General features: G+C 43.2%; 20 protein-coding genes. 17 read left to right on the top strand and 3 right to left on the bottom strand.

Features of this window, described 5'->3' with window-relative positions; genetic code table 11:
- The first annotated feature begins 18 nt into the window (after positions 1–18).
- The 8 genes from BLT15_RS03700 to BLT15_RS03665 all read left to right on the top strand — a co-directional run bounded on the left by BLT15_RS03700 (position 19) and on the right by BLT15_RS03665 (position 10,753).
- Positions 19–504: an NADH-quinone oxidoreductase subunit NuoE family protein gene (locus tag BLT15_RS03700; RefSeq protein WP_200769689.1), complete on the top strand. Its 486-nt coding sequence runs from the start codon at positions 19–21 to the stop codon at positions 502–504.
- Entirely contained in the window at positions 505–2,388 is a 1,884-nt protein-coding gene (locus BLT15_RS03695; protein WP_089758795.1) for an NADH-ubiquinone oxidoreductase-F iron-sulfur binding region domain-containing protein, read from the top strand. It abuts the gene before it with no gap.
- Between the two features lie 82 nt (positions 2,389–2,470).
- The gene (locus BLT15_RS03690; RefSeq protein ID WP_089758793.1) at positions 2,471–3,193 is read left to right on the top strand and encodes a 2Fe-2S iron-sulfur cluster-binding protein; all 723 of its coding nucleotides are present in this window, start codon (positions 2,471–2,473) and stop codon (positions 3,191–3,193) included.
- A gap of 6 nt (positions 3,194–3,199) precedes the next feature.
- The gene (locus BLT15_RS03685) at positions 3,200–5,047 is read left to right on the top strand and encodes an FMN-binding protein (protein ID WP_089758790.1); all 1,848 of its coding nucleotides are present in this window, start codon (positions 3,200–3,202) and stop codon (positions 5,045–5,047) included.
- Between the two features lie 147 nt (positions 5,048–5,194).
- On the top strand, positions 5,195–6,625 hold the full coding sequence (locus BLT15_RS03680; protein WP_089758788.1) for a nicotinate phosphoribosyltransferase: 1,431 nt from the start codon (positions 5,195–5,197) through the stop codon (positions 6,623–6,625).
- A gap of 235 nt (positions 6,626–6,860) precedes the next feature.
- The gene (prxU, locus tag BLT15_RS03675) at positions 6,861–7,454 is read left to right on the top strand and encodes a thioredoxin-dependent peroxiredoxin (protein WP_089758786.1); all 594 of its coding nucleotides are present in this window, start codon (positions 6,861–6,863) and stop codon (positions 7,452–7,454) included.
- Between the two features lie 103 nt (positions 7,455–7,557).
- The gene (locus tag BLT15_RS03670; RefSeq protein ID WP_089758784.1) at positions 7,558–9,408 is read left to right on the top strand and encodes a hydantoinase/oxoprolinase family protein; all 1,851 of its coding nucleotides are present in this window, start codon (positions 7,558–7,560) and stop codon (positions 9,406–9,408) included.
- Positions 9,401–10,753 (top strand): histone deacetylase family protein, encoded by a 1,353-nt coding sequence (locus BLT15_RS03665; protein WP_089758781.1) that lies wholly within the window; start codon positions 9,401–9,403, stop codon positions 10,751–10,753. Before BLT15_RS03670 ends, BLT15_RS03665 begins: the two co-directional genes overlap by 8 nt.
- 7 nt (positions 10,754–10,760) lie before the next feature.
- On the opposite strand, the gene BLT15_RS03660 is transcribed toward BLT15_RS03665, so the two are convergent.
- Entirely contained in the window at positions 10,761–11,669 is a 909-nt protein-coding gene (locus BLT15_RS03660) for a radical SAM protein (RefSeq protein WP_089758779.1), read from the bottom strand.
- A gap of 225 nt (positions 11,670–11,894) precedes the next feature.
- On the opposite strand from BLT15_RS03660, the gene BLT15_RS03655 reads away from it, so the two are divergent.
- The 9 genes from BLT15_RS03655 (at position 11,895) to BLT15_RS03610 (ending at position 21,693) form a co-directional block, all read left to right on the top strand.
- Complete coding sequence (locus tag BLT15_RS03655; RefSeq protein ID WP_089758777.1) at positions 11,895–13,127, top strand: AfsR/SARP family transcriptional regulator; 1,233 nt, start codon at positions 11,895–11,897, stop codon at positions 13,125–13,127.
- A 38-nt stretch (positions 13,128–13,165) separates the two neighbouring features.
- Entirely contained in the window at positions 13,166–14,548 is a 1,383-nt protein-coding gene (gene nhaC / locus BLT15_RS03650; RefSeq protein WP_234985491.1) for a Na+/H+ antiporter NhaC, read from the top strand.
- Between the two features lie 210 nt (positions 14,549–14,758).
- Entirely contained in the window at positions 14,759–16,393 is a 1,635-nt protein-coding gene (locus tag BLT15_RS03645; protein ID WP_089758773.1) for a carbon starvation CstA family protein, read from the top strand.
- A 521-nt stretch (positions 16,394–16,914) separates the two neighbouring features.
- Positions 16,915–17,703: an acyl-CoA dehydratase activase gene (locus BLT15_RS03640; protein WP_089758771.1), complete on the top strand. Its 789-nt coding sequence runs from the start codon at positions 16,915–16,917 to the stop codon at positions 17,701–17,703.
- Positions 17,704–17,709: 6 nt separating this feature from the next.
- On the top strand, positions 17,710–18,825 hold the full coding sequence (locus tag BLT15_RS03635; RefSeq protein ID WP_089758769.1) for a 2-hydroxyacyl-CoA dehydratase subunit D: 1,116 nt from the start codon (positions 17,710–17,712) through the stop codon (positions 18,823–18,825).
- 12 nt (positions 18,826–18,837) lie between these two features.
- Positions 18,838–20,148, top strand: coding sequence for a 2-hydroxyacyl-CoA dehydratase subunit D (locus BLT15_RS03630; protein ID WP_159429800.1), 1,311 nt, complete (start codon positions 18,838–18,840; stop codon positions 20,146–20,148).
- A gap of 27 nt (positions 20,149–20,175) precedes the next feature.
- Positions 20,176–20,697, top strand: a complete 522-nt coding sequence (locus BLT15_RS03625; RefSeq protein WP_089758765.1) for a DUF8052 family protein — start codon at positions 20,176–20,178, stop codon at positions 20,695–20,697.
- A 172-nt stretch (positions 20,698–20,869) separates the two neighbouring features.
- Complete coding sequence (locus BLT15_RS13520) at positions 20,870–21,316, top strand: peroxiredoxin (RefSeq protein WP_234985490.1); 447 nt, start codon at positions 20,870–20,872, stop codon at positions 21,314–21,316.
- A 35-nt stretch (positions 21,317–21,351) separates the two neighbouring features.
- Entirely contained in the window at positions 21,352–21,693 is a 342-nt protein-coding gene (locus tag BLT15_RS03610) for a DUF952 domain-containing protein (RefSeq protein ID WP_089758758.1), read from the top strand.
- 151 nt (positions 21,694–21,844) lie between these two features.
- Here the strand turns inward: BLT15_RS03610 and BLT15_RS03605 are convergent, their stop codons facing one another.
- The gene (locus BLT15_RS03605) at positions 21,845–23,092 is read right to left on the bottom strand and encodes a leucine-rich repeat domain-containing protein (RefSeq protein ID WP_143423006.1); all 1,248 of its coding nucleotides are present in this window, start codon (positions 23,090–23,092) and stop codon (positions 21,845–21,847) included.
- 364 nt (positions 23,093–23,456) lie between these two features.
- On the bottom strand, positions 23,457–25,091 hold the full coding sequence (locus BLT15_RS03600) for a proton-conducting transporter transmembrane domain-containing protein (RefSeq protein WP_089758754.1): 1,635 nt from the start codon (positions 25,089–25,091) through the stop codon (positions 23,457–23,459).
- Position 25,092: the final 1 nt, after the last annotated feature.

Raw genomic sequence — 25,092 nt, 5'->3', positions numbered from 1 at the left:
CAACTGGAGGTGATTAGTTTGGATTTAGAATTAGAAAGAGTGGACGAAATCATTGAAAAAAATAGATCCGAGCATAAAACCCAGGAAAAATCGCCTTTAATACCTGTTTTACAGGATATTCAAACCATCTATGGCTGGCTGCCAGAACAGGCTTTAGTTAGGGCTTCTCGCAAATTAAATGTACCCAGTATAGAACTATATGGAGTGGCATCATTCTATGAACAGTTCCGTTTAAAACCATTAGGGGATTACCATATAGTAGTTTGTACAGGCACCGCGTGCCATGTGCGCGGTGCACCTCTCCTCATGTCCGAGCTGGAACGCAATCTTGGAATTGCTGAGGGAGAAGTGACTCCTGACCAGAAATTTTCACTGGAAGGAGCACGTTGTGTAGGTACATGTGCAGTGGCCCCGGTTATAATCGTAAATGGCGAATATCATGGTAACATGGATAAGAAAAAGCTCGGTCAATTAATTGAAGAATTAAAGGAAGGAGGAGAATAAATGCCCAAAATAACTTCTCCCGAAGACTTAAAAAGAATGCAGGAAGAAGCCCAGGAAGAAAAAGACAAAATACAGAGTTTTATAACAATTTGTGGTGGTACTGGATGTCAGGGATCAGGCTGCCAGAAGGTTATAGATGCTTTGAAAGAAGAGATTGAAAAAAGAGATATGGGCAATCGTGTGGGACTCAAAGTTACCGGCTGTCAGGGCTTCTGCGAGCAGGGCCCGCTGATGGTAATCCGTCCGGAAGGAAATTTTTACTGTAAAGTTGAGCCGGAAGATGTAGAGGAGATTTTCGATAAAACTATACTGGAAGGTGAAGCTGTTGAAAGGCTGGAGTATGAGGATCCCCTTTCCGAAGAAAAAATAGTTGATTTCAATGAAATACCCTTTTATAAACATCAAAAGAGATTGGTATTTAAAAACAATGGGATAATTGAACCAACTTCTATAGGAGATTACTTTGCTGTAGATGGCTATACCGCTCTGTCTGATGTTCTTTATAACTGGTCTTCCGAGGAAGTCATAGAGGAAGCAATAGAATCGAAGCTGCGGGGAAGAGGTGGTGGTGGATTTCCCGCCGGGAAGAAATGGAAATACTGCAGACAGGAAGAAGCCGAACCTAAATATCTAGTCTGCAACTGTGACGAGGGAGACCCAGGAGCTTATATGGACCGCAGTATTATGGAGGGGAACCCTCATCTTGTTATTGAAGGAATGGCTATAGCTGCCTTTGCTGTAGGTATCGAAAAAGGTGTCATATATATCAGGGCTGAATATCCCATGGCTGTCGATCACACCAAAAAAGCTATCAAACAGGCTGAAGAATATGGTCTGCTCGGTGAAGACATTATGGGATCTGGTTTTAATTTCAACCTGGAGGTGATGGAAGGGGCAGGCGCATTTGTAGCTGGCGAATCAACAGCTCTGATGCATTCAATTGAAGGCAAAAGACCTATGCCTCGCCAGACTCCCCCCAGATCAGTCAAGCAGGGGCTTTATAAAAAGCCCACAGTTATGAACAATGTGGAGACTTTTGCCAATGTTCCTCTGATAATGAAAAATGGAGCTGAATGGTTTAATAATATAGGCACTGAAGAGAGTAAGGGAACAAAAATCTTCTCTCTTGTTGGCAAAGTCAATAATACCGGGCTTATCGAAGTTCCCATGGGTGTTACTTTAAGAGAAATAGTGTTTGATATCGGTGGCGGCATACCTGGTGGCAATGAGGTGAAAGCCGTTCAAACAGGTGGGCCCTCAGGAGGATGTATACCCGAAGACTTATTTGATCTCTCGGTTGATTTTGAAGAATTATCCGAAGCGGGATCGATGATGGGTTCAGGTGGTATGGTTGTTATGGACGAAAACACCTGTATGGTGGACGTAGCTAAATTCTTCCTGGACTTTTTACAGGATGAATCCTGTGGCAAATGTATGCCCTGCCGGAGTGGAATACCTCAAATGTTAAAAATTCTGGAGAAAATATCAGAAGGAAATGGAACAGAGAAAGATATGATACAGCTGGAAAAACTGGCTGAAACCATCAAAAAGACTGCTTTATGTGGACTGGGAGATTCAGCACCTAATCCGGTACTATCCACAATAGAGTATTTTGAAGATGAATATGAAGCACATATACACGATAAAGCTTGTCCGGCCGGTGTCTGTCAGGAGCTCATCTATTACCATGTAATACCGGAAGAATGCAAATCCTGTGATCGCTGCCGGCAGGCCTGTCCAGTAGATGCTATAGAAGGAGAGCCGGGTGAAGATCCTTATGTCATCTATGATGAACCATGTATCCGCTGTGGTAATTGTATAGACGAGTGTCCTTTTGACGCTATTGAAGTAATTCCAGGTCAAAAAGAAAAGGTGGAAGCATAATCACAGGAAAATTAACTGGTATAGGGGTTATTCCTGAAAAGATGATGAGCTGCTGACTAAAAAATTGAAGGGAGGATCGGTTATGCCGGAAGAAGCCAATAAAGTTACTATAAAAATTGATGGAGAGGCAGTAACTGCGGAAAGCGGGAGAAATTTATTGCAGGTTGCCCGGGAAAACGGCTTTGACATTCCGGGTGTATGTTATCATCCTAAGTTATCCCCAACTGCTTCCTGCAGAGTCTGCGTGGTTAAGATTGATGGCAGTGAATGGCCTGAACCTGCCTGTACCACCAAAGTGGAAGAGGGTATGGAGGTAATCGCTTTCGATGAAGAACTGGAAGAGCATCGCAGGGAATTAGTGGATTTAATGCTCAGTGAGCATAATTGTACCTGTATCACCTGTGATTCAGCCGGAGATTGTGCAGTTCAGGATTTAGCTTTTAGGTATGATCTTATTAACTTAAGTTCTGAAAGATTTAGAGAAATTTATTCCAATGTGACTTCTAAATATCAGAACTTCCCCATTGGAAGTGAGAAATCCGAAGCAATTAGCGCCCATGAGCTGGGAACAAATGAATACACAGGTGAGCCTGAGGATTGTATAAGATGTGGATACTGCATAGAGGTCTGCCCTGTGAATATTTATCCAGTACTAATTATGGAAGCTTCTGAAATTTACACTCAACCGGGAAGTCTTGAAGATTTATATCCTGAAGATTGTATAGGCTGTGGACTTTGTTCCTATGTCTGTCCAGGGCAGATCAGAATTCCTTCCTACTTTCCCGAAAAAGAGAATGTGGAGTGATGTCATATGAATATGAATAAAGAAAATCTGTATTCCAGCGTTCTCTTTATAGCTCTGCTGGTTTTAGCTCTTATCATGGCTTATGGCATTGAAGATTATAGGATTGCCGGACCGCCGGAAGAACCGGAGGTTGAAGAGGAAGTCGTCGTCGAACCCGACGAGCCTGTAGAAGATGCCGAGATTTACACCGGCAGTGCTGAAGGATTTGGAGGAGAATTAGTGGTAGAAGTCAGCCTGGAGGAAGATGAGATTGTCGGTATAGAGGTTATCGAGCATCAGGAGACCGATGATTACTTTGCGGATGCCGTGCCCGAAGTGCCGGAAAGAATAATAAAGGCACAGAGTACCGATGTAGACGCTGTCTCAGGAGCAACAGAGACCAGTGAAGCCGTCAAGGCAGCAGTGGATGCAGCTCTGGCTGAAGCTGAAATAGATGAGGAAGTCGAGGCTGAAGTATATACCGGTTCAGCTGAAGGCTATGGTGGCGAGCTGGTTGTCGAAGTCAGCGCAGAAAATGACACAATTACCGCAGTGGAAATCGTAGAACATCAGGAGACGGAATCTTTCTTTGAAGATGCGGTTCCTGAAATGCCCGATAGGATTTTAGAGGCGCAGAGCACCGAAGTTGATGCGGTTTCCGGAGCCACCGAAACCAGTGAAGCCATAATGGCTGCAGTGGATGAAGCGCTGGCCGGGATTGATACTGAACCGGAAGAGGAACCGGAACTCGATGAAGGAGAGATTTACGAGGGGACTGCCGAGGGATATGGCGGTGAACTGACTGTCGAAGTTACAGTCGATGAAGATGAAATCCTCGACGTCGTTGTGGTAGAACATGTAGAGACGGAAGATCTTGCCGAACCTGCTCTGGAAGAAGTTCCAGAAAGTATAGTAGCCTCACAAAGCATTGATGTCGATGCGGTGAGCGGGGTTACCGTAACCAGCGAAGCAATCATGGCCGCTGCTGAAGAGGCTTTAATCGAGGCAGGTGTAATAGATGAGGATCCGGAGGTTGAAGAAGAGGTCGATGCCGAGATTTACACCGGCAGTGCTGAAGGATTTGGAGGAGAATTAGTGGTGGAAGTCAGCCTGGAGGAAGATGAGATTGTCGGTATAGAGGTTATCGAGCATCAGGAGACCGATGATTACTTTGCGGATGCCGTGCCCGAAGTGCCGGAAAGAATAATGGAGGCACAGAGTACCGACGTAGACGCTGTCTCAGGAGCAACAGAGACCAGTGAAGCCGTCAAGGCAGCAGTGGATGCAGCTCTGGCTGAAGCTGAAATAGATGAGGTCGCAGGTGAAATTTATCAAGGAACTGCTGAGGGATACGGTGGAGAACTGCAGCTGGAAGTTGAGGTAAAAGAGGGTGAGATTCTCGATGTTAGGATTATAGAACACGAAGAACACGAAGAGACAGCCGATTATACCCTGGAAGAGCTGCCTGAACGAATTGTAGCCGCTCAAAGTCACGATGTTGATGGGATCAGCGGAGTTACCGTAACCAGCGAAGCAATCATGGCTGCTGCTGAAGAGGCTTTAAACGAGGCAGGTTTAATAGATGAGGATCCGGAGGTTGAAGAAGAGGTCGATGCTGAGACTTACACCGGTTCAGCTGAAGGCTATGGTGGCGAGCTGGTTCTCGAGGTTAGTCTGGAGAATGATGAGATTATCGGCATAGAAATAATTGATCATCTGGAGACAGAAAACTTCTTTGAAGATGCAGTACCGGAAATGCCCGAGAGGATTATAGAGGCGCAGAGCACGGAAGTTGATACGGTTTCTGGCGCCACCGAAACCAGTGAAGCAATAATTTCGGCAGTTGAAGAGGCTCTGGAGGCTGTCGCTGAGTAACGGACAAAATAAAAAATAACCTCTCTTCTAACATCTATCCGACCTCTTAATTTGAGAAATTTAATAGGGGGTCGGATGTTTTTCTTTAAAGCAAAAGGAGGAGGTTAGCTATTAATATTGAATTATAACTCATGAAGGAGAGAAAAGATGAGGAATAATACTCTGTTAACCGATCTTTATCAATTGACGATGGCCCAGGGTTATTTTGAAAAGGAAAAATGTGAAGAAGCTGTTTTTGATCTTTTTTATCGCCGCAATCCCTGTGGACATGGTTATTCTATCTTTGCCGGTTTGAATCAGGTCATAGAATTTATAGAAAATATTAATTATAGTGAAGAAGATCTAGAATATCTGGCCGAGCAGGGCTTTAATAAGGGTTTTTTGGATTATTTGCGCGATTTTGAATTTGAAGGAGACATAACAGCTGTCCCGGAGGGAAGTGTGGTTTTTCCTCATGAACCGCTGATAAAGGTAAAGGCCCCTGTACTCCAGGCCCAGCTTTTGGAGACTTCCCTTCTGAATATTGTCAATCATCAATCCCTGATAGCAACTAAAGCTGCCAGAATTGCTACGGCTGCCAAAGATAGGTCAGTGCTTGAATTTGGCTTGAGAAGGTCTCATGGCCCGGATGCAGGTTATTATGGGGCGAGAGCTGCTGTTATCGGCGGCTGTGAAGGGACTTCCAATGTGCTTGCGGGTAAGGATTTTGGTGTGAAAATTAGCGGTACTCACGCTCACAGTTGGGTAATGACTTTTGATACTGAGCTGGAAGCTTTTCGAACTTATGCCCGCAATTTTCCTAACAGCTGTATCCTTTTAGTCGACACCTATGACACACTGGAATCGGGAGTACCTAATGCAATAAAAGTTTTTGAGGAACTGCAGGAAAAGGGAATAGACCCAGATCTTTATGGTATAAGATTGGACAGCGGAGACCTGGCCTATCTCTCCAAAGAGGCCAGGAAAATGCTCGATGAAGCCGGTTTCGAGGACGCAGTCATTGCTGCTTCCAGTTCGCTGGACGAAGAAATTATTACCTCTCTTGATATGCAGGATGATGAAATTGATGTTTTTGGTGTGGGCACAAAACTCATTACCTCCTCGAGTTGCCCTGCTTTTGGAGCTGTGTATAAATTGAGCTCTTATGCCGGGAGGCCCAAAATAAAAATTTCTGATAATGTTGAAAAAATCACCAATCCCGGAGACAAAAATCTGCTGAGGATATATGAAAATAAAGATAGGAAGATCATTGCAGATATGATGACTCTGCAGGAAGAGAGTTTTTCAGAAAAGGAAGAGCTAGAATTGTTTGATCCCCGCGACACCTGGAAAACAACATCTCTGGCTTCCGAAAGTTATAAAATCCGAAGAATGCATGAGCAGATTTACAGCAGGGGAGAAATGGTTTATGATCTACCCGAGGTAAAAGAGATCAAAGAGTACTGCCAGTCAGAAAAAGAAACTCTCTGGGAGGAATATAAACGTTTGATTAATCCTCATATCATGAAAGTTAATTTATCCCATAATCTATATAATTTGAAGCAAAAACTGCTGCAAAAAAATGGGGTAAAGGCGTGAAATCTTTATTTAAATCTGGCAATTAATTTAATATATAGATCTTTGCAGATACTGCCATGCTGCAGTTGTTCTCCCATCATCTCGGGGAATAACAGCAGCTTATATTTTTATAAAAAAGTATATTTATAACTTGACTATATAATCGATAATTGTTATTATTTAATTGAAGCCTGAGTAAGTTAATCTGTTTGTGCTCCAGTTTCAGGATGAACATAACACAACAGGAGGTTTTAAAATGCCTAAAGTTGGCAAACCGGCTCCCGAATTTACGACAATGTCCTATCAGAATGGCGATTTTGAAGAGGTTTCGCTTTCCGACTATGAAGGGCAGTGGAAAATAGTATTTTTCTATCCGGGCGATTTTACTTTTGTCTGACCTACTGAAATGGCAGCAGTTGCTGCCAGATATGAAGAATTGACTGATTTGAACACGGAAGTACTTTCCGTCAGCGTTGATAGTCATTTTACTCATAAGGTCTGGGATGAAGAGGAACTCACTAAATTTGTAGATGGCGGCATACCATTTCCGATGCTTGCTGATCCTGGCGGAGATATAGGTAGAGCCTATAACGTTTATGATGAAGACATGAAAGTAAATCTTCGCGGCAGATTTCTGATAGACCCAGAGGGAATTTTACAGGCTTCCGAAGTATTGAATGAACCTGTGGGCAGAAATGTTGATGAGATAATCAGACAGGTGGAAGCTTTCCAGGAAAATGCTGAAACTGATGAGGCAACACCTGAAGGCTGGACTCCCGGAGATTCCACCCTGGAACCGGGTCCATCTCTGGTTGGAAGAGTACATGAAGAATGGGGCAAAGAAGAATAACTTATCCTTAAATATCATTTTTGCGATATATGAGATATATGAGACCAATCCACTGCGGGCGGCTATAAGGCCGCCCAAATTTTTTTATTGAGGAGGTCTGCTTATGATTCTGGCAATAGATGTTGGGGGTACACACGCTGATGGAGTGCTTCTTTTTGAAAACCAGGGAAATTGTCGGCTGCAGGTTGGCAGAAAAGAGAAAAAAGCTGTCGGCAAAAATGGTTTGAGATATACGGTGACTGAACTTTTAAAAGAACTTCTAGAGAATATCGATTTTGAAAATAGTGATAGCCAGCTCAAAAGGGTGGTGATAAGCACGACATTGCCCACCAATTTACTGGCTCAGAAAACGGTTAAAAATGTTGGGTTGATGTTGATCCCGGGTCCTGGAGCTGCTCCTGAGAGAAGTTTTTATGGAGATGAAAATATAGTTCTGGAAGGTTTTATCGATCACAGGGGGAAAGAGGTTAAAAAACTCTCTCAGCAACAGGTGGTCAATGCCGCTGAAAAGTTTAAAGCCTCAGAGATAAAAAACATAGCTATTGCCGGAAAATTTTCCTGTCGTAATCCCCGGCAGGAGCAGCAGGCCAGAGATTGGCTGCAGTGTTCCTCGAAATTCAACTTCGATAGCATCATTCCCGGTCATCTTTCCGCTCCGGTTTTGAACTTCCCCCGCAGAGCGGCTACTTCCTGCTGCAGTGCCGCCATAGCTGCCGAACAACGCCATTTTTCCGAAGAAGTAGAAAAAATAGTTCGTGAAAGGGCAGGAGAGATGACTGAGATTAAATTTCTTAAAAGCGATGGTGGAACGATGAGCAAAGAACAGCTGAAAAGAGAACCCGTGAAAGCTGTAAATTCTGGTCCCGCAGCCAGTATAATGGGTATCAGGGCTTCTATGAGCGATGATTACAGCAGCAGAACATTTGTTACTCTCGATATAGGAGGAACTACTACAGATATCGGCCTTTTTGTGGAAGGGGAGCCTGTTTTTGAAAAAAAGGGCATTGAAGTGAATAATATGTCCACCTCTATAAAGGGACTTTTTTCTCGTTCGGTGCCTCTGGGAGGGGACAGTTGTATAAAAATAAAAAAGGGTGAAATCAAGATTGGGCCGGAAAGAACTGGTCCTCCTGCAGCCCTGGGAGGAGATTCTTTAACCCCCATCGATGCCCTCGTTTTTCTTTACCAAAAAAAGGAAAGCCCATTCATATCTGAAGCTGAGTCAAAAATGAACATCCAGATTGGTGAAAATGCTTTTGAAATGAAAGACTGGGATATAGAGCGATCCAGAAAAGCTCTACAAAGAGCTGCAGAAAACCTGGCTCCGGCCGTTCTGGCCCGGGCAGGGGATGAGTTCGTCCTTGTTGAAAGCGCCGTCAGAGATTCGGAAGATAAAGCTGCTCTGCTGATAATTGATAAATTTACAGCAGGAATTTCCAGAAGAATAAATGATATCTTGAAAGAACTGGCCGAAAAACCCGTTTACACGGTCAAAGAACTGCTGAAAGATGTAAAAATTGAACCTGAACTTATTCTAGGGATGGGAGGTCCCGCTCGGGACTTTTTACCTCTGGTAGCTGAAAAGATAAATCTTGAATATCAGCTGGTTCCCCATGCCGAAGTTGCCAATGCCATCGGGGCAGGCTGTACACGTCCTACCAGAAAAATAAATGTTAGAGTAGATACCAGAAGGGGGGAATATGTTATCCCGGAGCTGGGCGAGAATGGAAAGCTGGAGGGAAATATAAGTGAAAATTGGCCCGAAAGGAAAGCCAAAGAGGTCCTGAGGGAGGTATATCCCAGGAAGAACCCGGAAATAGAGATCACAAGAAAGGAGAGCTTCCCCACCGTGTCAGGGTTTCGCACCACCGGAAATATAACTGAAATAACTGCTCAGGTAAAGCCGGATATAATCGGGAAAATTGTTGATTCAGGAGCTGATGGAAATGCGTGAAGAAAGCTTTAAGCAGGCCGAAAACAAGCTGGGATTGATATTTTTTCCCGCCTTTGACTGGGAGATAGCACCGGCTCATCCGGAGCGCCGGGAAAGATTGCTTTATACCAGAGATCAGATATTCGAAGAAGGAATTCTGGATGACCCGGCTATAAATGAGTATAATCCTGAAATAGCCAGCAGAAATCAGGTGGAATCCACCCATATTTGTGCTCCTTCCTGTGAAGATATAGTATCTCGTCCTCATCTGATCTCGGCCGGGGGAGCTATCAGGGCTGCCCGGCTGGTAGAGGAAAAAACAGTGGAAAGGGCTTTTGCTCTGATAAGGCCCCCCGGACATCACGCTTTTAGAGTTGTTCATGGAGCCAGAGGCTTCTGTACTGTGAATAATGAAGCCATAATGGTAGATGAGCTTTTGCGCGATCATCCTGATTTGAAAATAGCTTTTGTCGATACTGATGCTCATCATGCTGATGGTACCCAGGAGATTTTCTATCATAATCCTCAGGTGCTGCATATTTCGATACACCAGGATGGAAGAACTCTCTTTCCCGGCAGCGGTTTTGCCCGGGAGGCCGGCGGTCCCGGGGCTTATGGCCGGACTCTGAATGTTCCGCTGCCCCCGGGAACAGGAGATAAAAATATTCTATTTGTGCTCGAAAATCTGGTCAAACCGATTCTGGAAGAGTTCAATCCCGATCTGATAATAAATGCTGCCGGCCAGGACAATCATTTTTCGGACCCGATAACGAATATGAACGTGACTGCCCGCGGTTATGGAAGAATAAATGAAATTATAGAACCGGATCTGGCCGTGTTGCAGGGGGGATATGCTATAGAAAGTGCTCTACCCTATGTAAATCTTTCGGTTATACTGGCCATGGCCGGACTCGATTACAGCAGGGTGAAAGAACCGGAATTGAATTCCAGCAATATCGGTGGAGAAGGTGAAATTTCCGATAAAGTAAAAAAGAAAGTAAATGTTTTACAGGATATATGGCAGAGCCGGAGAGATATTATCATGGGCGATGAGTTTCAGCTGAAAGATGATCACTACTATCGGGAAAAAAATCTGCATTATGACACGGATAATATAAGAGAAAGACAGGAGGAGAGAGTCAAAGCCTGCAGCAGATGTTCAGGATTTATAGATATAAAATCGCAGGCAAAAAGCAGTTTCCCTTCCCGCCAGATCAGAGCACTAATTCTGCCTCACGACTGCTGCAATGAGTGCAAAATGGAGGCCCGGGAAAGATGGTTGAAAATCAAAGAACAGGAAACTGCTGAGTACGATTTCATAGCCTGGCAGGATAAAGCCAGGGGAGAGTATAAAACCACCAGCTGAGTTTATATCAGATACTTTCAGGAAGGGTACCGGGATCTATACCGCTATCTCTGGCTGACCGGTGAGCTCTGCGAAAATCTTCTCCATCGGGTCTTTTAGCCAGCTCAGGAAAATTTCCGGCCTGATAGGAAGGATAATACTGTCTCATAATATTGACGTAGTTGTCGGCTGAAAGCTTTTTGGCTATAAATTCCATTATATTTTTAGTTTCAGCTGCCCCTTCGGGCAGAACAAGATGTCTAATCAAAAGTCCGGAGGTGGCAATTCCTTTTTCGTCGACGGTGAGTTTTCCCACCTGTCTGTACATCTCTTCAATTGCTTTCGAAGCTTTAGAGTAATATTCCTCAATCTGCGAGTATCTTTTGCCAGCTTCATCGCTGCCATATTTAAAATCGGGCATATATATATCGACCACACCATCCATCAATTCAAGAGCTTTTAAACTGTCATAGCCCGATGAATTATAAACTACAGGAAGATCCAGCCCTTCACCTGCAGCCAGATACAGGGCAGCCAGTATAGGGTAAATCACATGGCTGGGGGTTACCAGATTGATGTTATGACAGCCTTTATTTTCCAATCTCAACATCGTGCGGGCCAGTTCCGGGATGGTGAAGGTATTTCCTCGCAATTTTTGGCTGATATCATAATTCTGACAGTAGACGCAGTTAAGGCTGCAACCCGAGAAGAATATAGTTCCGGATCCACTGCTGCCGCTCAGAGGCGGCTCTTCTCCGCGATGAGGAGCTGCCCCTGAAACTATCGGGAATTTGCCGATTCCACAGCTTCCTATCTCATCTGCCAGCCGGTTGACACTGCATTTTTGCGGACAGAGTCTGCAGTTTCTAAATTCTCTGTAGGCTTTTTTTACCTTATTGCGCAATTTTCCGGACTTATATGCCTGCTGTAATGACATGACTTTTCTCCTCCCATATCTGTTCTTTGCTTTTAATTTAATTATATATCATTTCTGGTTTGAGTGAAAATTCTTCAGACTTTATCACAATTCGTAACTTATTGAGAATATCCCGGTCAAATTGTAATTTTGATTAAATCATGATAGCATAAAAATAAGATATTTATTATAATACTAACGTTTTAAGTGTTTAAAACACGGGATTTTATATTGTGAGGTGAAACCGTGAAACGGTCTGGTCTAAAAGTATACAGCCTGGGCAGATTTATAGTTGAAAAAAATGATGAGGTGATCTCCTCTCAATACAGCAGTTCCGGCAAGTTATGGCTGTTGTTTCAATATCTTCTCAGTCATCCGGAAGAGCCAGTTACCCAGGAAAAAATTATTAAAGATCTTGATTTTGATATGGAACTTATAGATGCTCATAATGCTCTTGAAAATAGAATCTATAGGCTGCGCAAAATGCTCTGCGCGGGCGAAAAATACCGGGCCGATAAATACATAATCTATAAAAACGGCGGTTATTCTTTGAACTGGGAGGAAGGCGGCTGGTTTGACGTGCGGGAATTTTTGCGGCAACAGGCGGAAGCAGAGGGGGCTGTCTCCCGGGGAGAAGATGATACAGGCATAAAATGTTATCAAGAGGCGTTGAAATTATATAAAGGTGATTATTTAAATTCTAAATATGATCTTCCCTGGGCTGTCACCAAAAGAGTTATGTACAGGCAAAAATTTTTGGAATCCGTCATTTCTCTGATAAAACTGCTGCAGCACAAAGAAGATTATTCTGAAATCGAAAAGATCTGTAGAAATGCCATGGAGATAGAGGCTTTTGACGAAGGACTGCATAAACTGCTGATCAGGGCTTTGCTCGAACAGAACAAGACAGATAGAGCCAGAAGACATTATATTTACATCCAGAAATTATCTGCTCAAAAAGATGCCAAACTTTTTTCGGATATGGACTGGGAGAGATATAAAAAATTAGAGGAGGAGAGTTCGAATAAGTTCTCCGATATAAATGAATTTTTTGCAGGACTTGAATATTTTGAAAAAAAAGAAGAGGGTTTGAAACTGCTGGAGCCGGATGTATTCAAGGAAATTATGGAGATGGAAACTAGAAAGAGGAAAAGAAAGAGCAAGGATAATTCTAAAAGTGATAATTACGTTCTCTTTTTCAATTTGAAGACAACAGATAGATTGGCAGAAGAACAGTCAAAAGAGGAAGAAAAGGCGGGGATCGAAAGTTTACATGAAGCTTTTCGCCTGGAGCTGAGGAGGGGGGATGTGATCTGCCGGTGGAATGAATTTCAGTACCTCGTGCTTTTAGTGGATATTGAGGTTCCAGTTGTCAGAAGGATAATTCAGAGAATAAAAAACACTTTTCATGATCTGATCAGCTCTGAAGAAATAATGCTCAATGTATCCTTTAAGAGATTAGTTGCCAGAAAAAACTAGCCGATTTAGAGACCTGTTTTATGAGGAGGTATCTTTTTTTGAATTCTGAAGCTAATTCTGGTAGAGAACCCACACTCAAAGAAGCCGCCCTGGGAATGCTTCTGATAATTTTAATACTGGTTGTTACTCTTCAGATAGAAATCGTGCTGGAGGTTTCGCTGGTGCTGGGTGTTATTATATCTGCTCTGATTGCTGCTTATCTGGGCTATGGCTGGGAGGAAATAAGAACCGGCATGCTGGAGGGAATAAGCAATGGCATGATAGCCTGTTTGATATTAATCACAGTGGGCATGGTGGTTGGCTCCTGGATAATCGGCGGCACAATTCAAACTCTGATTTATTATGGGCTTCAAATTCTATCCCCTGCAATCTTTCTGCCGGCGGCTTTTTTTCTGGGAGGTTTGACCTCCGTTCTCATCGGAAGTTCTTTCGGCACTATAGCAACAATGGGAGTCGTGCTCCTGGGTATTGGAGAAGGATTGGGTATGCCCTCTTCTATGGTGGTGGGGGCGATAGTTTCAGGAGCTGTTTTTGGAGATAAATTATCCCCCCTATCAGATTCGACAAATCTGGCTTCAGCTATGTCAGGTGCAGATCTTTTTAAACATGTTCGTTCCATGCTCTGGGTCACGCTGCCTGCTGCCGGAATTTCGCTCGTTTTCTATGCTGTATTGGGTCTTGGTCAGGCAGGAGATACCATGGATGTAGATCAGGTGAGAGAAATAACCGAAACGCTGGCAGCCAATTATAATCTCTCTCTTCTCACACTTGTTCCGCCGGTCCTGGTGATTATAATGGCTGTTATGAAAATTCCTGCCCTGATAACCCTGATTACCAGTTTTATAACCGCCAGCGTTTTTGCCATAATCACTCAGGGAGCTGGAATACAGTCACTTCTGATTGCGGCCGGCCCGGGATATACAGCTGAGACGGGGGTGGAAGTGGTCGATGGTCTTTTAACTCACGGCGGCATTGACATGATGCTTAACACTGTAGCAATGGTTATTGCAGCTACGGCTATGGGAGGTATACTGGAAAAAATAGGCGTGTTGAAGACGATTCTATCCGGACTGAGAGATCATGTACAGACTCCCAGGGGGTTGGTTCTGGCCACACTTGCTTCAACATATCTGGTCACACTGGCCTCCGCCGAGATGTATGTATCGATCATCCTTCCTGGCCGAACTTTCCAGCCGGCTTACAGGGAGATGGGCCTCGATCTGAGTGTTTTATCGCGCACCCTCGAAAGCGCTGCAACTCTTGGCAATTTTATTCTTCCCTGGGGTGTGGCTGCGCTTTATGTTCAGGGCGTTTTGGATATCGGTTTTTCCTATATACCCTATGCCTTTTTAAGCTTCATCGCTCCTATGATTGTGATCGTATATGCCTATAAAAATATTGCCATGTGGAAAACGCAATGAAAAAATAATCATTCATCAATACCTAAAAGATCAAAAAACACTCTTTCCGGATTCGCAGCTGATGGTTTATTATAACCGTCAGTCTGCGAACTTTTTTTATTTCGAAATTATCATTTATTTGACCTTGCAAAAACGGCTATATCTTTTTATAATTTAATACAAGAAATTATAAAAGCAGATGTATTCTAATAATTAAGGAGGGACTGCACATTGGGCTCAATCTGGCTCATATTTATCGCAACAGGACTATTTCTCGCCGCCTATTTAACCTATGCTCGCAGATTGGTTGATCGCTGGGGTATGGACAATAATCAAATTACTCCTGCCCACAGCAAAAATGACGGTTTGGATTATGTGCCGGCTAAAAAGCCGATTCTACTGGGGCATCACTTTGCTTCGATCGCCGGAGCTGCCCCTATTATAGGACCAGTTACCGCCGCTGAATTTGGCTGGCTTCCTGTTTTCATCTGGATTGTTGTGGGAAGCATTTTTATAGGAGCGGTTCACGATATGGGTTCGCTTTTCAGCTCTGTCCGGCACGGAGGCCGGTCGATAGCCAGGGTGATAGAGGTAAACATGGGCAAATCCGGGAAAAGATTGTTCAGCATTTTTTCCTGGCTGGCCCTGATTCTGGTCATAGCTGCCTTTTTAAACGTGACAGCTGGAGCTTTTGTTAGCACGCCAGAAGCTGCCACAGCTTCGGTGCTGTTTATTTTACTGGCTGTAGTCTTCGGATTTTTGAGAAAAGTTAGCGGTCTTTCCCTGATGGCGCTTTCGGTAATCGGAATCGGTCTGCTCGTTTTATGTATCTGGGTTGGTTTGAATTATCCTCTTGAATTAGCCCATACCACCTGGATGTGGATTCTGGTATTTTATATATTTGCTGCTTCCGTTACACCGGTCTGGATCTTACTGCAGCCCCGTGATTATTTGAACTCCTTTTTGCTCTACGGTCTGCTGGGGGGAGCTATTTTGGGTATTTTAGCAGGAAACCCAGATATAGAGCTCGCCGGTTATACTTCTTTTCAGACCGAGGTGGGATACTTATTTCCGATATTATTTGTAACGGTTGCCTGCGGGTCGATTTCTGGCTTTCATTCGCTGGTGTCTTCCGGCACCACTGCCAAACAGCTGAATAAGGAGAAGGATAGTAAAGCTATAGGTTATGGAGGAATGCTTATAGAAGGCACTCTGGCAGTTCTGGCTCTGCTGGCAGCCGCAATCATAACCCGGGGAACTGCTGCCGACCTTATGGCTCAGGGTGGTCCGGCGCTGGTTTTTGCCACCGGAACAGGGAATTTTCTGAATAATCTGGGCATTCCTACAGAGCTGGGGGTCATCTTCGGTTCTCTCACTGTGGCTGCTTTTACGCTCACCTCACTTGATACAGCGGCCCGACTGGGAAGGTTTATTTTCCAGGAATATTTTGTCCCCGAAGAAAAACAGGGGGCTAAAGAGGAAGCAGGCATATTCGGCAGCATATATTTTGCTACTTTTGTGACCGTGTTTTTAGGAGCGGTTTTGGGGATTTCTGGTGCCTGGGATGCTATCTGGCCAATTTTTGGGTCTGCCAATCAGCTGCTGGCGGCTCTGGCTTTATTGAGCCTGGCTGTCTGGCTGGCCAGCCGGGGTATAAAAAATCTTCATATTATAATTCCCATGATATTCATGTTTGCCGTCACGTTGACTGCTCTGGTATTTGTTACAGTCGAAAATTTTCAGGCCGGGAACTATGTTCTGGCGATTATCGCCGTTATCCTGTTTATTCTGGCGATCGTTCTGGCTAGAATGGCCACCGGGCTGCTCTCTCCAGCATCTGAACAGAAGGCAGCTGAAAAGAACTAAAATTGGTTCTTGCTGTTATCAGTTGATAGATATCGTATAAGATCACTAAAATTTAGATCGGTTTATTCAACATCTGGTAAATTTTGCTGTGAATTATACTTCCCCGTTCGTTATTTCCGAACGGGGGTTTTTGATTCTCTAATTTTATCTTTCTTTAAATAATGGTTCTCCTCCGAAGCCGTTGATAAAAATATTCTATATATGCTGAAAAGCTGTAACCATTTAACTCTTTTAATTGGAAGCTATAAAACTCTTTTCACGAGAAATTTTTTCTGCCTGAGTTTAATTTTCGGCCCAAAAATAGTGTTCCTTTCGCGTCAGCTTTTTCCTGAGTTTGCGCTCAGTCCGGCACCTCTTGAACCGGGGTACAATTTTTGGGCCAGGGAACTGACCGGAATTGCGAAAAATTTCAAATATCACAACAACTGTTATGGAGAAGATCCTAAATAATTAATACTTCGACCCTTAATATTAAAAAATATATATGTTATATTTAAGATGTGAGAATAAGGGGGAAAAATATGCTGAGTGCAGGTGTAGACATGGGTTCGCTGACGACATCCGCTGTAATCTGTAATAATAATAAAGTTTTGGCCAGCTATATCAGAACCACCGGCGCGGATGCTGAAAAGGCAGGAACAGAAGCTTTAAATGAGGCCTGCAGAGAGGCAGACCTGAAGATTGAAGAAATAGAAGAGATAGTTGCTACCGGTTATGGCAGGGTTAATCTCCCTCAGGCTGATCGACAGGTAACTGAGATAACCTGTCATGGTCGCGGAGCCAGAAAATTGAATTCACAAACGGGAACGGTCATAGACATTGGCGGTCAGGACAGCAAAGTCATCCGTCTGGATGGTTCGGGCATGGTAGTAGATTTTGAAATGAACGATAAATGTGCAGCCGGCACCGGTAGATTTCTGGAGGTGATGGCAGAAGCTCTGGAAGTTGAACTGGAGGAGCTGGAGGAGCTGAGCGCCCGGGCCCGTAATCATGTTAACATAAGCAGCATGTGCGCTGTTTTTGCCGAATCCGAAGTCGTTTCCAAAGTGGCTGAAGGACATCCGCGGGAAGACATTATAAAAGGCATCCATAAATCCATAGCGGAAAGAATTTCTGCCATGGCTGCAAGGGTCGGCATGGTGGAAACGATCATGATGACCGGAGGAGTGGCTAAAAATTCAGGGGTGGTGAAGTGTCTGGAAGATGAGCTCGAAGTAAATATTGAAGTTCCGGATGATCCCCAGATAGCTGGCGCTTTAGGAGCAGCTTTGCTGGCGGCTGATGATCAAAAAGAGGCAGTTGGAGGATGAAATTTTATGAAAGAGAGTGACTTGAAAGGCAACCTGCCTGAGGTCGAAGGCAGGCTTGCATGGTTTTGCTCCTATGTACCTGAAGAATTGATCCGGGCAGCAGGTTTAAGGCCTTATAGAGCATTGCCCTCCAGAAATAATTCCGGATCCACTGGTTTTCTTCCTGCCAATCTCTGTCCTTATGTCCGCCAGGCTGCTGAGAGGATTTTAAAAGAGGAGAATGAGAGCCAACTCAGAGGAGCTGTGGTTGCCCATTCCTGCAATGCTATGATGCATCTTTATAATGTGCTGGAAAGGGAGGCCGACCTGCCCGTATTTTTGCTGGATTTGCCTGCAGCTGTCAATTCCTATGCTCATAAATATATGCTGAGTTGTCTGGAGAAACTGGCTGATTTTTTGAATAAAGTTGGCGGAGAAATATCCCATGCCAGCCTGCTGGCTTCCATTAAAATGTATGCTCGTACTGCTAAAAATTTAAAATCATCTGTCGAGGCTGAGGAGTTAAGCGGGTTTAGCTTCTCAGATTATCTGCCGGGATTTATCAATTTTGAAATGATGCAGGCTGCCCAGACCAGAAAACGCGCGAAATTTAATAATCTGCTGAAAAACAAAGGTGAAAATGCACTGGATCTGCCCGCGGAAGGAGCCGGAGTATATATTTTGACGGGAGCTCAGCCTCACAGGGAGATTGTCGATCTTCTATCAACCAGCAAAAAGGGTGTCTTTCACGAACACTGCAGCGGCTTCAGGTACTGGTTTAAAGACTATCAGGGGGCTTTAAAAGCTCTCGAGGGAAAAGAGGCTAAATTTCAAGATATAAGGGATAGATCCCGGCTGCTGGCTTTTTTGACTGAATTGTATCTGGGGAAGCCCCGCTGTCCGCGGTTTTATGATAACGGATATCGAAAATCCTTATATCGAAAGCTTCTCGAAACTCTGAATATAAGGGGAGTAATATTTCATAATTTGAATTTTTGTGATTATGCCCATTATGATTTTATTGTTATCAAAAAATTGATGACGGAAGCCAATATTCCCGTGCTGAATCTTGCCACAGAATTAAGTTCCGGTGACAGCGGAAGAATAAGGACCCGACTGGAGGCTTTTATGGAGATGACCTGAGGAGGAATGTCAATGGTAAGTTATGATGCTTTTCGGGCAAAGCTGGAAGAAAAACTTTCTCAGGGGATGGGCGAAAAACTGCTGAAATCCAGAGTTTTTCGGCATCTTTTCAAAAAAGTTTTTTCCTGGCAGGCAGATTTTCAACTAAAGACCACCGAGGAAATGACCAATTTTGCTCTGGATATTACAGCGAAATCGCTTAAAGAAGGGGAACCGACAGTATGGACATCGGCTTTTTTTCCGGATGAGATAGCTTATGCAGCCGGTATGACTCCTTTTTCTCCAGAGATTGCATCGGGCGTGATGGCAGCTTTTGGTCAGGCAGAAAAAATGCTTAAAGAAGCTGAATCTATTGGTTTTTCTCCGGAGACATGTTCGTTTCATAGATGTGCGGGAGGAATGGATATAAATGATTATCTGCCCGAGCCTGCTATGATACTGGCCAGCACCCATCTCTGTGATGGGGCTCCTCAGCTGCTCAAAATTTTGGCCAGCCGCCATCGAGTTGATTTTAACGTTCTGGATGTTCCTGCCGGCAGGAGTCAGAAAGCAGAGGAGTATCTGACCAGGCAGATTGAAGAAGCTTTTTCCAGCTGCGAGAAGATAACGGGCAGAAAGATTAGCCAGAATGATATTGAAAAATCCTTTGCTGCTTCCAATAGGGCCCGCGAGAAATGGCTGGAGGTCTGTGAACTGCGCAAAAAATTTCCGCCTGTTCTAACTTCGCCAGCAGCTTTATCTTTTGTGTATTTAAATTTTCTGGGATACGGCAATCCCCGGACTGCTGATATTTTTTCTCTTCTTGTCGATGAACTCAAGAAAAAATTAGAGGACAGGTTTGATCTTAATCATCCCGGGAAAGTCAGAGGAAACAAAGAAAACCCTTATCTGCTCTGGCTGCATCTGCGGCCTTATTTCAGCAGGGAGATGTTCGATTATATACAGGGAAGAGCAGAGATAGTTTATGAAGAGATGAATCATCTTTTCTGGCCGCCTCTTGATCCGGATGAACCCTTTAAAAGCCTGGCCAGAAAGATATTATCTCATCCCGGTCTGGGACCTATTGACAACAGAGTTGAAGCAATAAAAGAAATGATAGAGGATTATCAGATAGATGGTGTGGTTCATTTTTCCCACTGGGGCTGCCGCCAATCGGCGGGGGGGACCTATCAACTCAAAGATAGCTTAAAAAAGATGGGAGTCCCTTTTCTCGACCTGCAGGGGGACTGCGTTGATCCCGGAGGATTTTCAACCGGACAGATAAGGACGAGGATGGAGAGCTTTCTTGAGATGCTGGAAAGTCGATACCAGGCTGTCAATTAAAATTTCTGCAGAGGGCAGGTGTTTTAAATGGAATCAGAAAAGTATTTCGAAATGATGCTGGATATGTATTATCAATACTTTGATTTGTACGAGAATGAAGAAGTTCTGGGTAGAGAGTTCGATCTTTATGCCTTTTTGGAAGTGACAAATGAGAGATTTATGGGGGTAAAATCAATAAAGATTTATCAATATAATGATTTTGAACATTCTCTGGTTGAAGTAAACGATGAATTTTCCGATGAATTAATCGATGACAGTTTTTTTTCTGAATGTATAGATGAACTGATTGTACCGGAGTCAGGACATCATCAGAGCTTTATAACTTATATCCAGATCGTAGGTAAACCGCTCACCTCTGAAGAGATATCCCTGGTCGAAAATTACAATTATTCGACTTCCTTCTGGCTGGGTATTAGAGGCTGGTGTGATATCAGGTTGATCGTGGTGGAAACAAATAACTGGCAGGTATATGCCAATCAGGCAGGAGAAGAGGTCAAAGAAAATTACGATCCGCATATGCTGGCCGATCATTTTGGTTATGAGATTTGACAATTATGGTTTGTATTTATATAATTATACTACAGAATTTACTAAGTTTTGGACCTGATCAGTTGAATATTTTTTCTGCCCCCCTGCAAATCGGCGGGGCTATATTATTTTTTGATCACAGGGTATCTGCTTTAACAACTTTTTAAAAGTTGATTGTCAAGAGGTGATATATATGCTGGAGACTGGAGAAAAAGCACCGGATTTTGAACTGAAGGCTCAGGATGGTAAGACATACAGCCTTGACAGTTTCGAAGAAAGATTTCTGATTTTGTTTTTTTATCCTCGCGGTGATAGTCCCGGTTGAAAAACGGAAGCGGTCTCATTTAGAGACCACATTGATGATTTAAAGAGGCTGGACGCTAATGTGGCCGGCATAAGCAAAGATGAACTGGAGCCCGTAAAGGATTTTGCTCTTTCAAATGATATTGAATTTCCGCTGATGGCTGACGAGGATGGAGAGGTTTGCCAGGAATACGATGTTATGAATTTTTTCGGTTTTGTAAAAAGGAGCACCTATATTCTGGATGGGCGTAAAATTATGAAAACCTATCCCAAAGTTCATGTTGATGGTCATGTGGAGAAGATCATAGATTTTCTCTCCGGTCTGGATGAAAACTGACCATACTTCTTTTTAGCCAGGAGGGGGGCTGAAAGATGATTATCCATATAACTAGCAAAGAAAGATGGAGCAGTGCCAGAGAAGAAGGTTATTATGTTCCTTCAACGCTGTCTGAACAGGGATATATCAACTGCTCGCGTCCCCCTCAGCTTATCGAGGTTATCGCCCGGGTTTTTCAGGGCAGAGAGGATCTTCTGCTTCTCTGTATAGACGAGGAAAAGGTGGAAGCGGATATAGTTTACGAAGATCTTTATGACTCCGGAGAAAAATATCCTCATATTTACGGCGCTCTCAATCTTGATGCTGTTATGGAGGTCTGCGACTTTATTGCGGACGAAAAGGTGCACCTTACCAGCTGGGATAAAATGCTTGAATGATAAAATATAATCAACAGAATTAATTTCTCGTAAAATAATAAAGGGCCGGCTGGGATTTTGGTGTTCTCAAAAAATCCTCAGCCGGCTCTTTTTCGTGCTGTTAATATCTTCATTCCAGCTTAAATATTGAAAAGAGCTTTATTGATTATCCTCATTCAAATTGAGGCTGATAATGCAGATCGACACCTCTCTCCTCCAGTATTTCGAGCTGGTTACCGGCCGGGCCTGCCTGGGTCATATCGAGATAATTCTCCCAGAGATATACGCTGGCTGTCTCTCCCAGCCCGTCGTTATCTACCAGAGGTTCGATGTTTTTAACTCTGTTAGAGGCCAGATGAAGCTCCTGCAGATTCTCCATATTTTCCACGGCATCTATTTCAGCAATTCTATTTCCGCTGAACCTCAGTTCTTCCAGATTTTCCAGCTCACTCAGAGAAGAGATCTCCTCGACCTGGTTGGAACTGAAACTCAACTTTTCCAGACTGGTAAGATTGCTGAGTGGCGAGATATCATCTATTAAATTGTTGTTTAGCCATAATTCTTCTATGCCTGCGAGATTTTCCAGAGCCGATATATCTGTGATATTATTTTGACTTAAATTTAGATATTCCAGATCATTCATTTCTTTTAAAGCTTCTATGTTTTCTATTTTATTGCCGCTCAATTTAAGCTCTTGCAGTTCTGTCAGATTTTCCAGTGCTTCAGTCTCTTCAATATTATTAAAAGTCAATGAGAGATGCTCCAGATTGTAAAGATCAGATAGCGGACTTATATCTTCTATCTCGTTGTTCCATGCATCTAAATGTTTAAGATTTTCCATTTCTGCAAGCGGAGAGAGATCCTTTATCCGATTATTCCTAAAATCCAGCCACTGCATGTTTTCGTTTTCAGACAGAGGTGAGAGATCTCTCACCCGGTTATCTCTGAAGTCGAACCATTCAAGATTATTTATATTTTCCAGGGCAGATATATCTTCTATGCGATTATTACGGATATCCAGTGTTCTTAACCGCTCTAAATTTTTCACCGGTGAAAGATCCTGGACATCATTGTTGATAAATCCCAGCCAGGCAAGATTTTCCAGGTCGGAGAGGGGAGAAATATCAGTCACATCATTATTGTAAAAGTTGAGATAATTTAAATTTTCCAGTTCTTCCAGGGGCGAGAGGTCATCAATATCATTCCCCCAGAGACTCAACCAGCGCAAATTTTCGAAATGTTCCAATCCTGCCAGCGATTCGACTTCTCTGAAGGAGGCTCTTAAATCTTCAACTTCGGCTGCTTCAGATCTGTAAATTGGCTCATCTTCCTGAAGTTCCAGTTTTTCCCTGATATACTCTTCTAAATTTTCATCTTCGATGTTGATCACTTCATTGTCCGTCTGGGCAGATATCGTCATCTGATTAAAGATAAGTAAATTCACAGCAAAAACTAAAAACAATGTTAAAGTGATAAGCAAGAATCTGTTGATATTTTGTGTTTTAAATTTTTTAATTTTATTTTTCAATTTTTCTGCCTCCCTTCCTGCTTCAGTTTAAACCGTATCTCTTCGTGATAATTTTATCATATTTATCTGTTTTTTACAACGTTCACGATATGATTCGAGCAAAGAAAAATTTCGCGCTGGTTCTTCTCTTATTCCTGATGTCCTGCGGTCATTTGCAGATCTGCTCAAGTGATATTTTTATTTTTAGCAGCCAGAAAATATCAATCAAACTGTTTTTATCTCAAAGGATTCGTTAATGATATAACCTTTAACGATTTCACATAATTATGCTTATATAAGAGGTGTTGACAAAAAAGACATTGTTTATTAAATATATGTTGAAAAACAAAAATACAAGTGCCAGTAGTAACCAGGAAATATACCTGACTTCATCTCCTGTATGAAGTCGGGAGAGAACCAGACAGAGCGTGCTGGTAAAAGCTCTTCCCAGGCGAGAATAGGGGTCTGTTCCAAAAGATTCAACTTCATGCGGTTTGAGCCATCTCCTCAGAAAAGGAAAACTCAATATGCCGAGCAATACCGGCTGGGCTCCTCCCCATAAGTGATAAAGCGAGAAATACTCGATACCTGATTCAATATTGAAAGCGTTTTCGCTGATACCCGGTGTCCAGGCCATTATCATCATAACTGCCGAGAGGAAAATCATAGCTGTTTTCATCGATACAGTGGGGCTGCGGTTTATTTCAACTTCCTGCTCGGTGTCTCTGATAAAGGTGTAATACATTATTTTGGCAAAAGAAAGTGTGGTACCGATACCGGCTATATAGAGGCCATAATAAACAAGCTGGCTGGGGGTTTCAGCTTTTATCAGAGTTTTACTGAGGTAGCCGTTGAAAAATGGGGCACCCGAAATCGATAGAGAGGCTATAAGCCCCGCCACAAAAGTTATAGGCATCTTTTTCCATAATCCGCCCAGATCCTTTAATTTTTCAGTGCCGACTGAATAAATCACTGAACCTGCCATCATAAAAAGCAGTCCCTTATAAAGTATATGATTGATCACATGAAAAAATCCTCCTATATTGCCGGCATGAGTTATTAGCCCCATCCCTGCTATCATGTAGCCAACCTGACTGACAATATGATAACACAATATCCTGCGAATAGTAGATTGCTGTAAAGCCATGATCACCCCAAAAAGTGCATTGAGAGCACCGGCGTACATTATGAACTCTCCATCCAGAAGATGATAAAGTCCGTAAACTCCAACCTTGGTTGTATAGGCCGAAAGAAGCACACTGTAAAGAAAGGGGACATTAGTATAAGTTCTGGGCAGCCAGGTATGAACTCCGGCAAAAGCCATCTTGATAGCCACAGAAATTATAAAAAATATTCTGCCTGCCTGAGCAGTATCCAGAGCTATACTGCCTGTTGAGGTGTAATGAAGAATGATACCCCAGAGAAGACACATACCGCCAAATATAAGCATCAAAAAGAAGTACTGGGCTATCTGACGCCTTTTTTCATCCGACATATCATAAACCAGGAAAAAGGTAGCTATATTCATCAATTCCCATAATACGAAAAAAGAGAATAGATCTCCCACATAAAGAAGTGAGACCGAAAAACCCACCAGCAGTAAAGAGATCAGGAAGAATTTTTTGCTGGCCAGCCGGTATGAGTATATGAAACCGCTGTAGCCGAACAACACGAATATTATAGAAACCGTTCTTGAGATTGAATTAACCCTGAAAAGTACCAGTTCGAGATCCATAAATTCAAAAACCAGGAGAGATTCATAGAAAGGAATTCTGCCGAATGTGATGCCGAATATTATATAATACATGGCTGTTAAACTGGTAACCGTGGCCAGAATGAAAAGTTTTTTATTTTTGTCTATAAAATAGCTGAAAATACCGGCTATTATAAAGAAAAAACCAGGATTTATCATG

The sequence above is a fragment of the Halarsenatibacter silvermanii genome, from assembly GCF_900103135.1.
GTDB lineage: Bacteria > Bacillota > Halanaerobiia > Halanaerobiales > Halarsenatibacteraceae > Halarsenatibacter > Halarsenatibacter silvermanii.
Note: the sequence above shows the minus strand (reverse complement) of the source record. Positions and strands in the feature narration are given on the sequence as shown.

Excerpts from the sequence above, each read along its gene's own strand:
- BLT15_RS03600 (WP_089758754.1), bottom strand. The coding sequence starts at position 25,091 with ATGATAAATCCTGGTTTTTTCTTTATAATAGCCGGTATTTTCAGCTAT.
- BLT15_RS03605 (WP_143423006.1), bottom strand. The coding sequence starts at position 23,092 with ATGACGATATCTGCCCAGACGGACAATGAAGTGATCAACATCGAAGAT.
- BLT15_RS03640 (WP_089758771.1), top strand. The coding sequence starts at position 16,915 with ATGCTGAGTGCAGGTGTAGACATGGGTTCGCTGACGACATCCGCTGTA.
- BLT15_RS03610 (WP_089758758.1), top strand. The coding sequence starts at position 21,352 with ATGATTATCCATATAACTAGCAAAGAAAGATGGAGCAGTGCCAGAGAA.
- BLT15_RS03635 (WP_089758769.1), top strand. The coding sequence starts at position 17,710 with ATGAAAGAGAGTGACTTGAAAGGCAACCTGCCTGAGGTCGAAGGCAGG.
- BLT15_RS03680 (WP_089758788.1), top strand. The coding sequence starts at position 5,195 with ATGAGGAATAATACTCTGTTAACCGATCTTTATCAATTGACGATGGCC.
- BLT15_RS03690 (WP_089758793.1), top strand. The coding sequence starts at position 2,471 with ATGCCGGAAGAAGCCAATAAAGTTACTATAAAAATTGATGGAGAGGCA.
- BLT15_RS03660 (WP_089758779.1), bottom strand. The coding sequence starts at position 11,669 with ATGTCATTACAGCAGGCATATAAGTCCGGAAAATTGCGCAATAAGGTA.
- BLT15_RS03670 (WP_089758784.1), top strand. The coding sequence starts at position 7,558 with ATGATTCTGGCAATAGATGTTGGGGGTACACACGCTGATGGAGTGCTT.
- BLT15_RS03665 (WP_089758781.1), top strand. The coding sequence starts at position 9,401 with ATGCGTGAAGAAAGCTTTAAGCAGGCCGAAAACAAGCTGGGATTGATA.
- BLT15_RS03630 (WP_159429800.1), top strand. The coding sequence starts at position 18,838 with ATGGTAAGTTATGATGCTTTTCGGGCAAAGCTGGAAGAAAAACTTTCT.
- BLT15_RS03695 (WP_089758795.1), top strand. The coding sequence starts at position 505 with ATGCCCAAAATAACTTCTCCCGAAGACTTAAAAAGAATGCAGGAAGAA.
- BLT15_RS03685 (WP_089758790.1), top strand. The coding sequence starts at position 3,200 with ATGAATATGAATAAAGAAAATCTGTATTCCAGCGTTCTCTTTATAGCT.
- BLT15_RS03625 (WP_089758765.1), top strand. The coding sequence starts at position 20,176 with ATGGAATCAGAAAAGTATTTCGAAATGATGCTGGATATGTATTATCAA.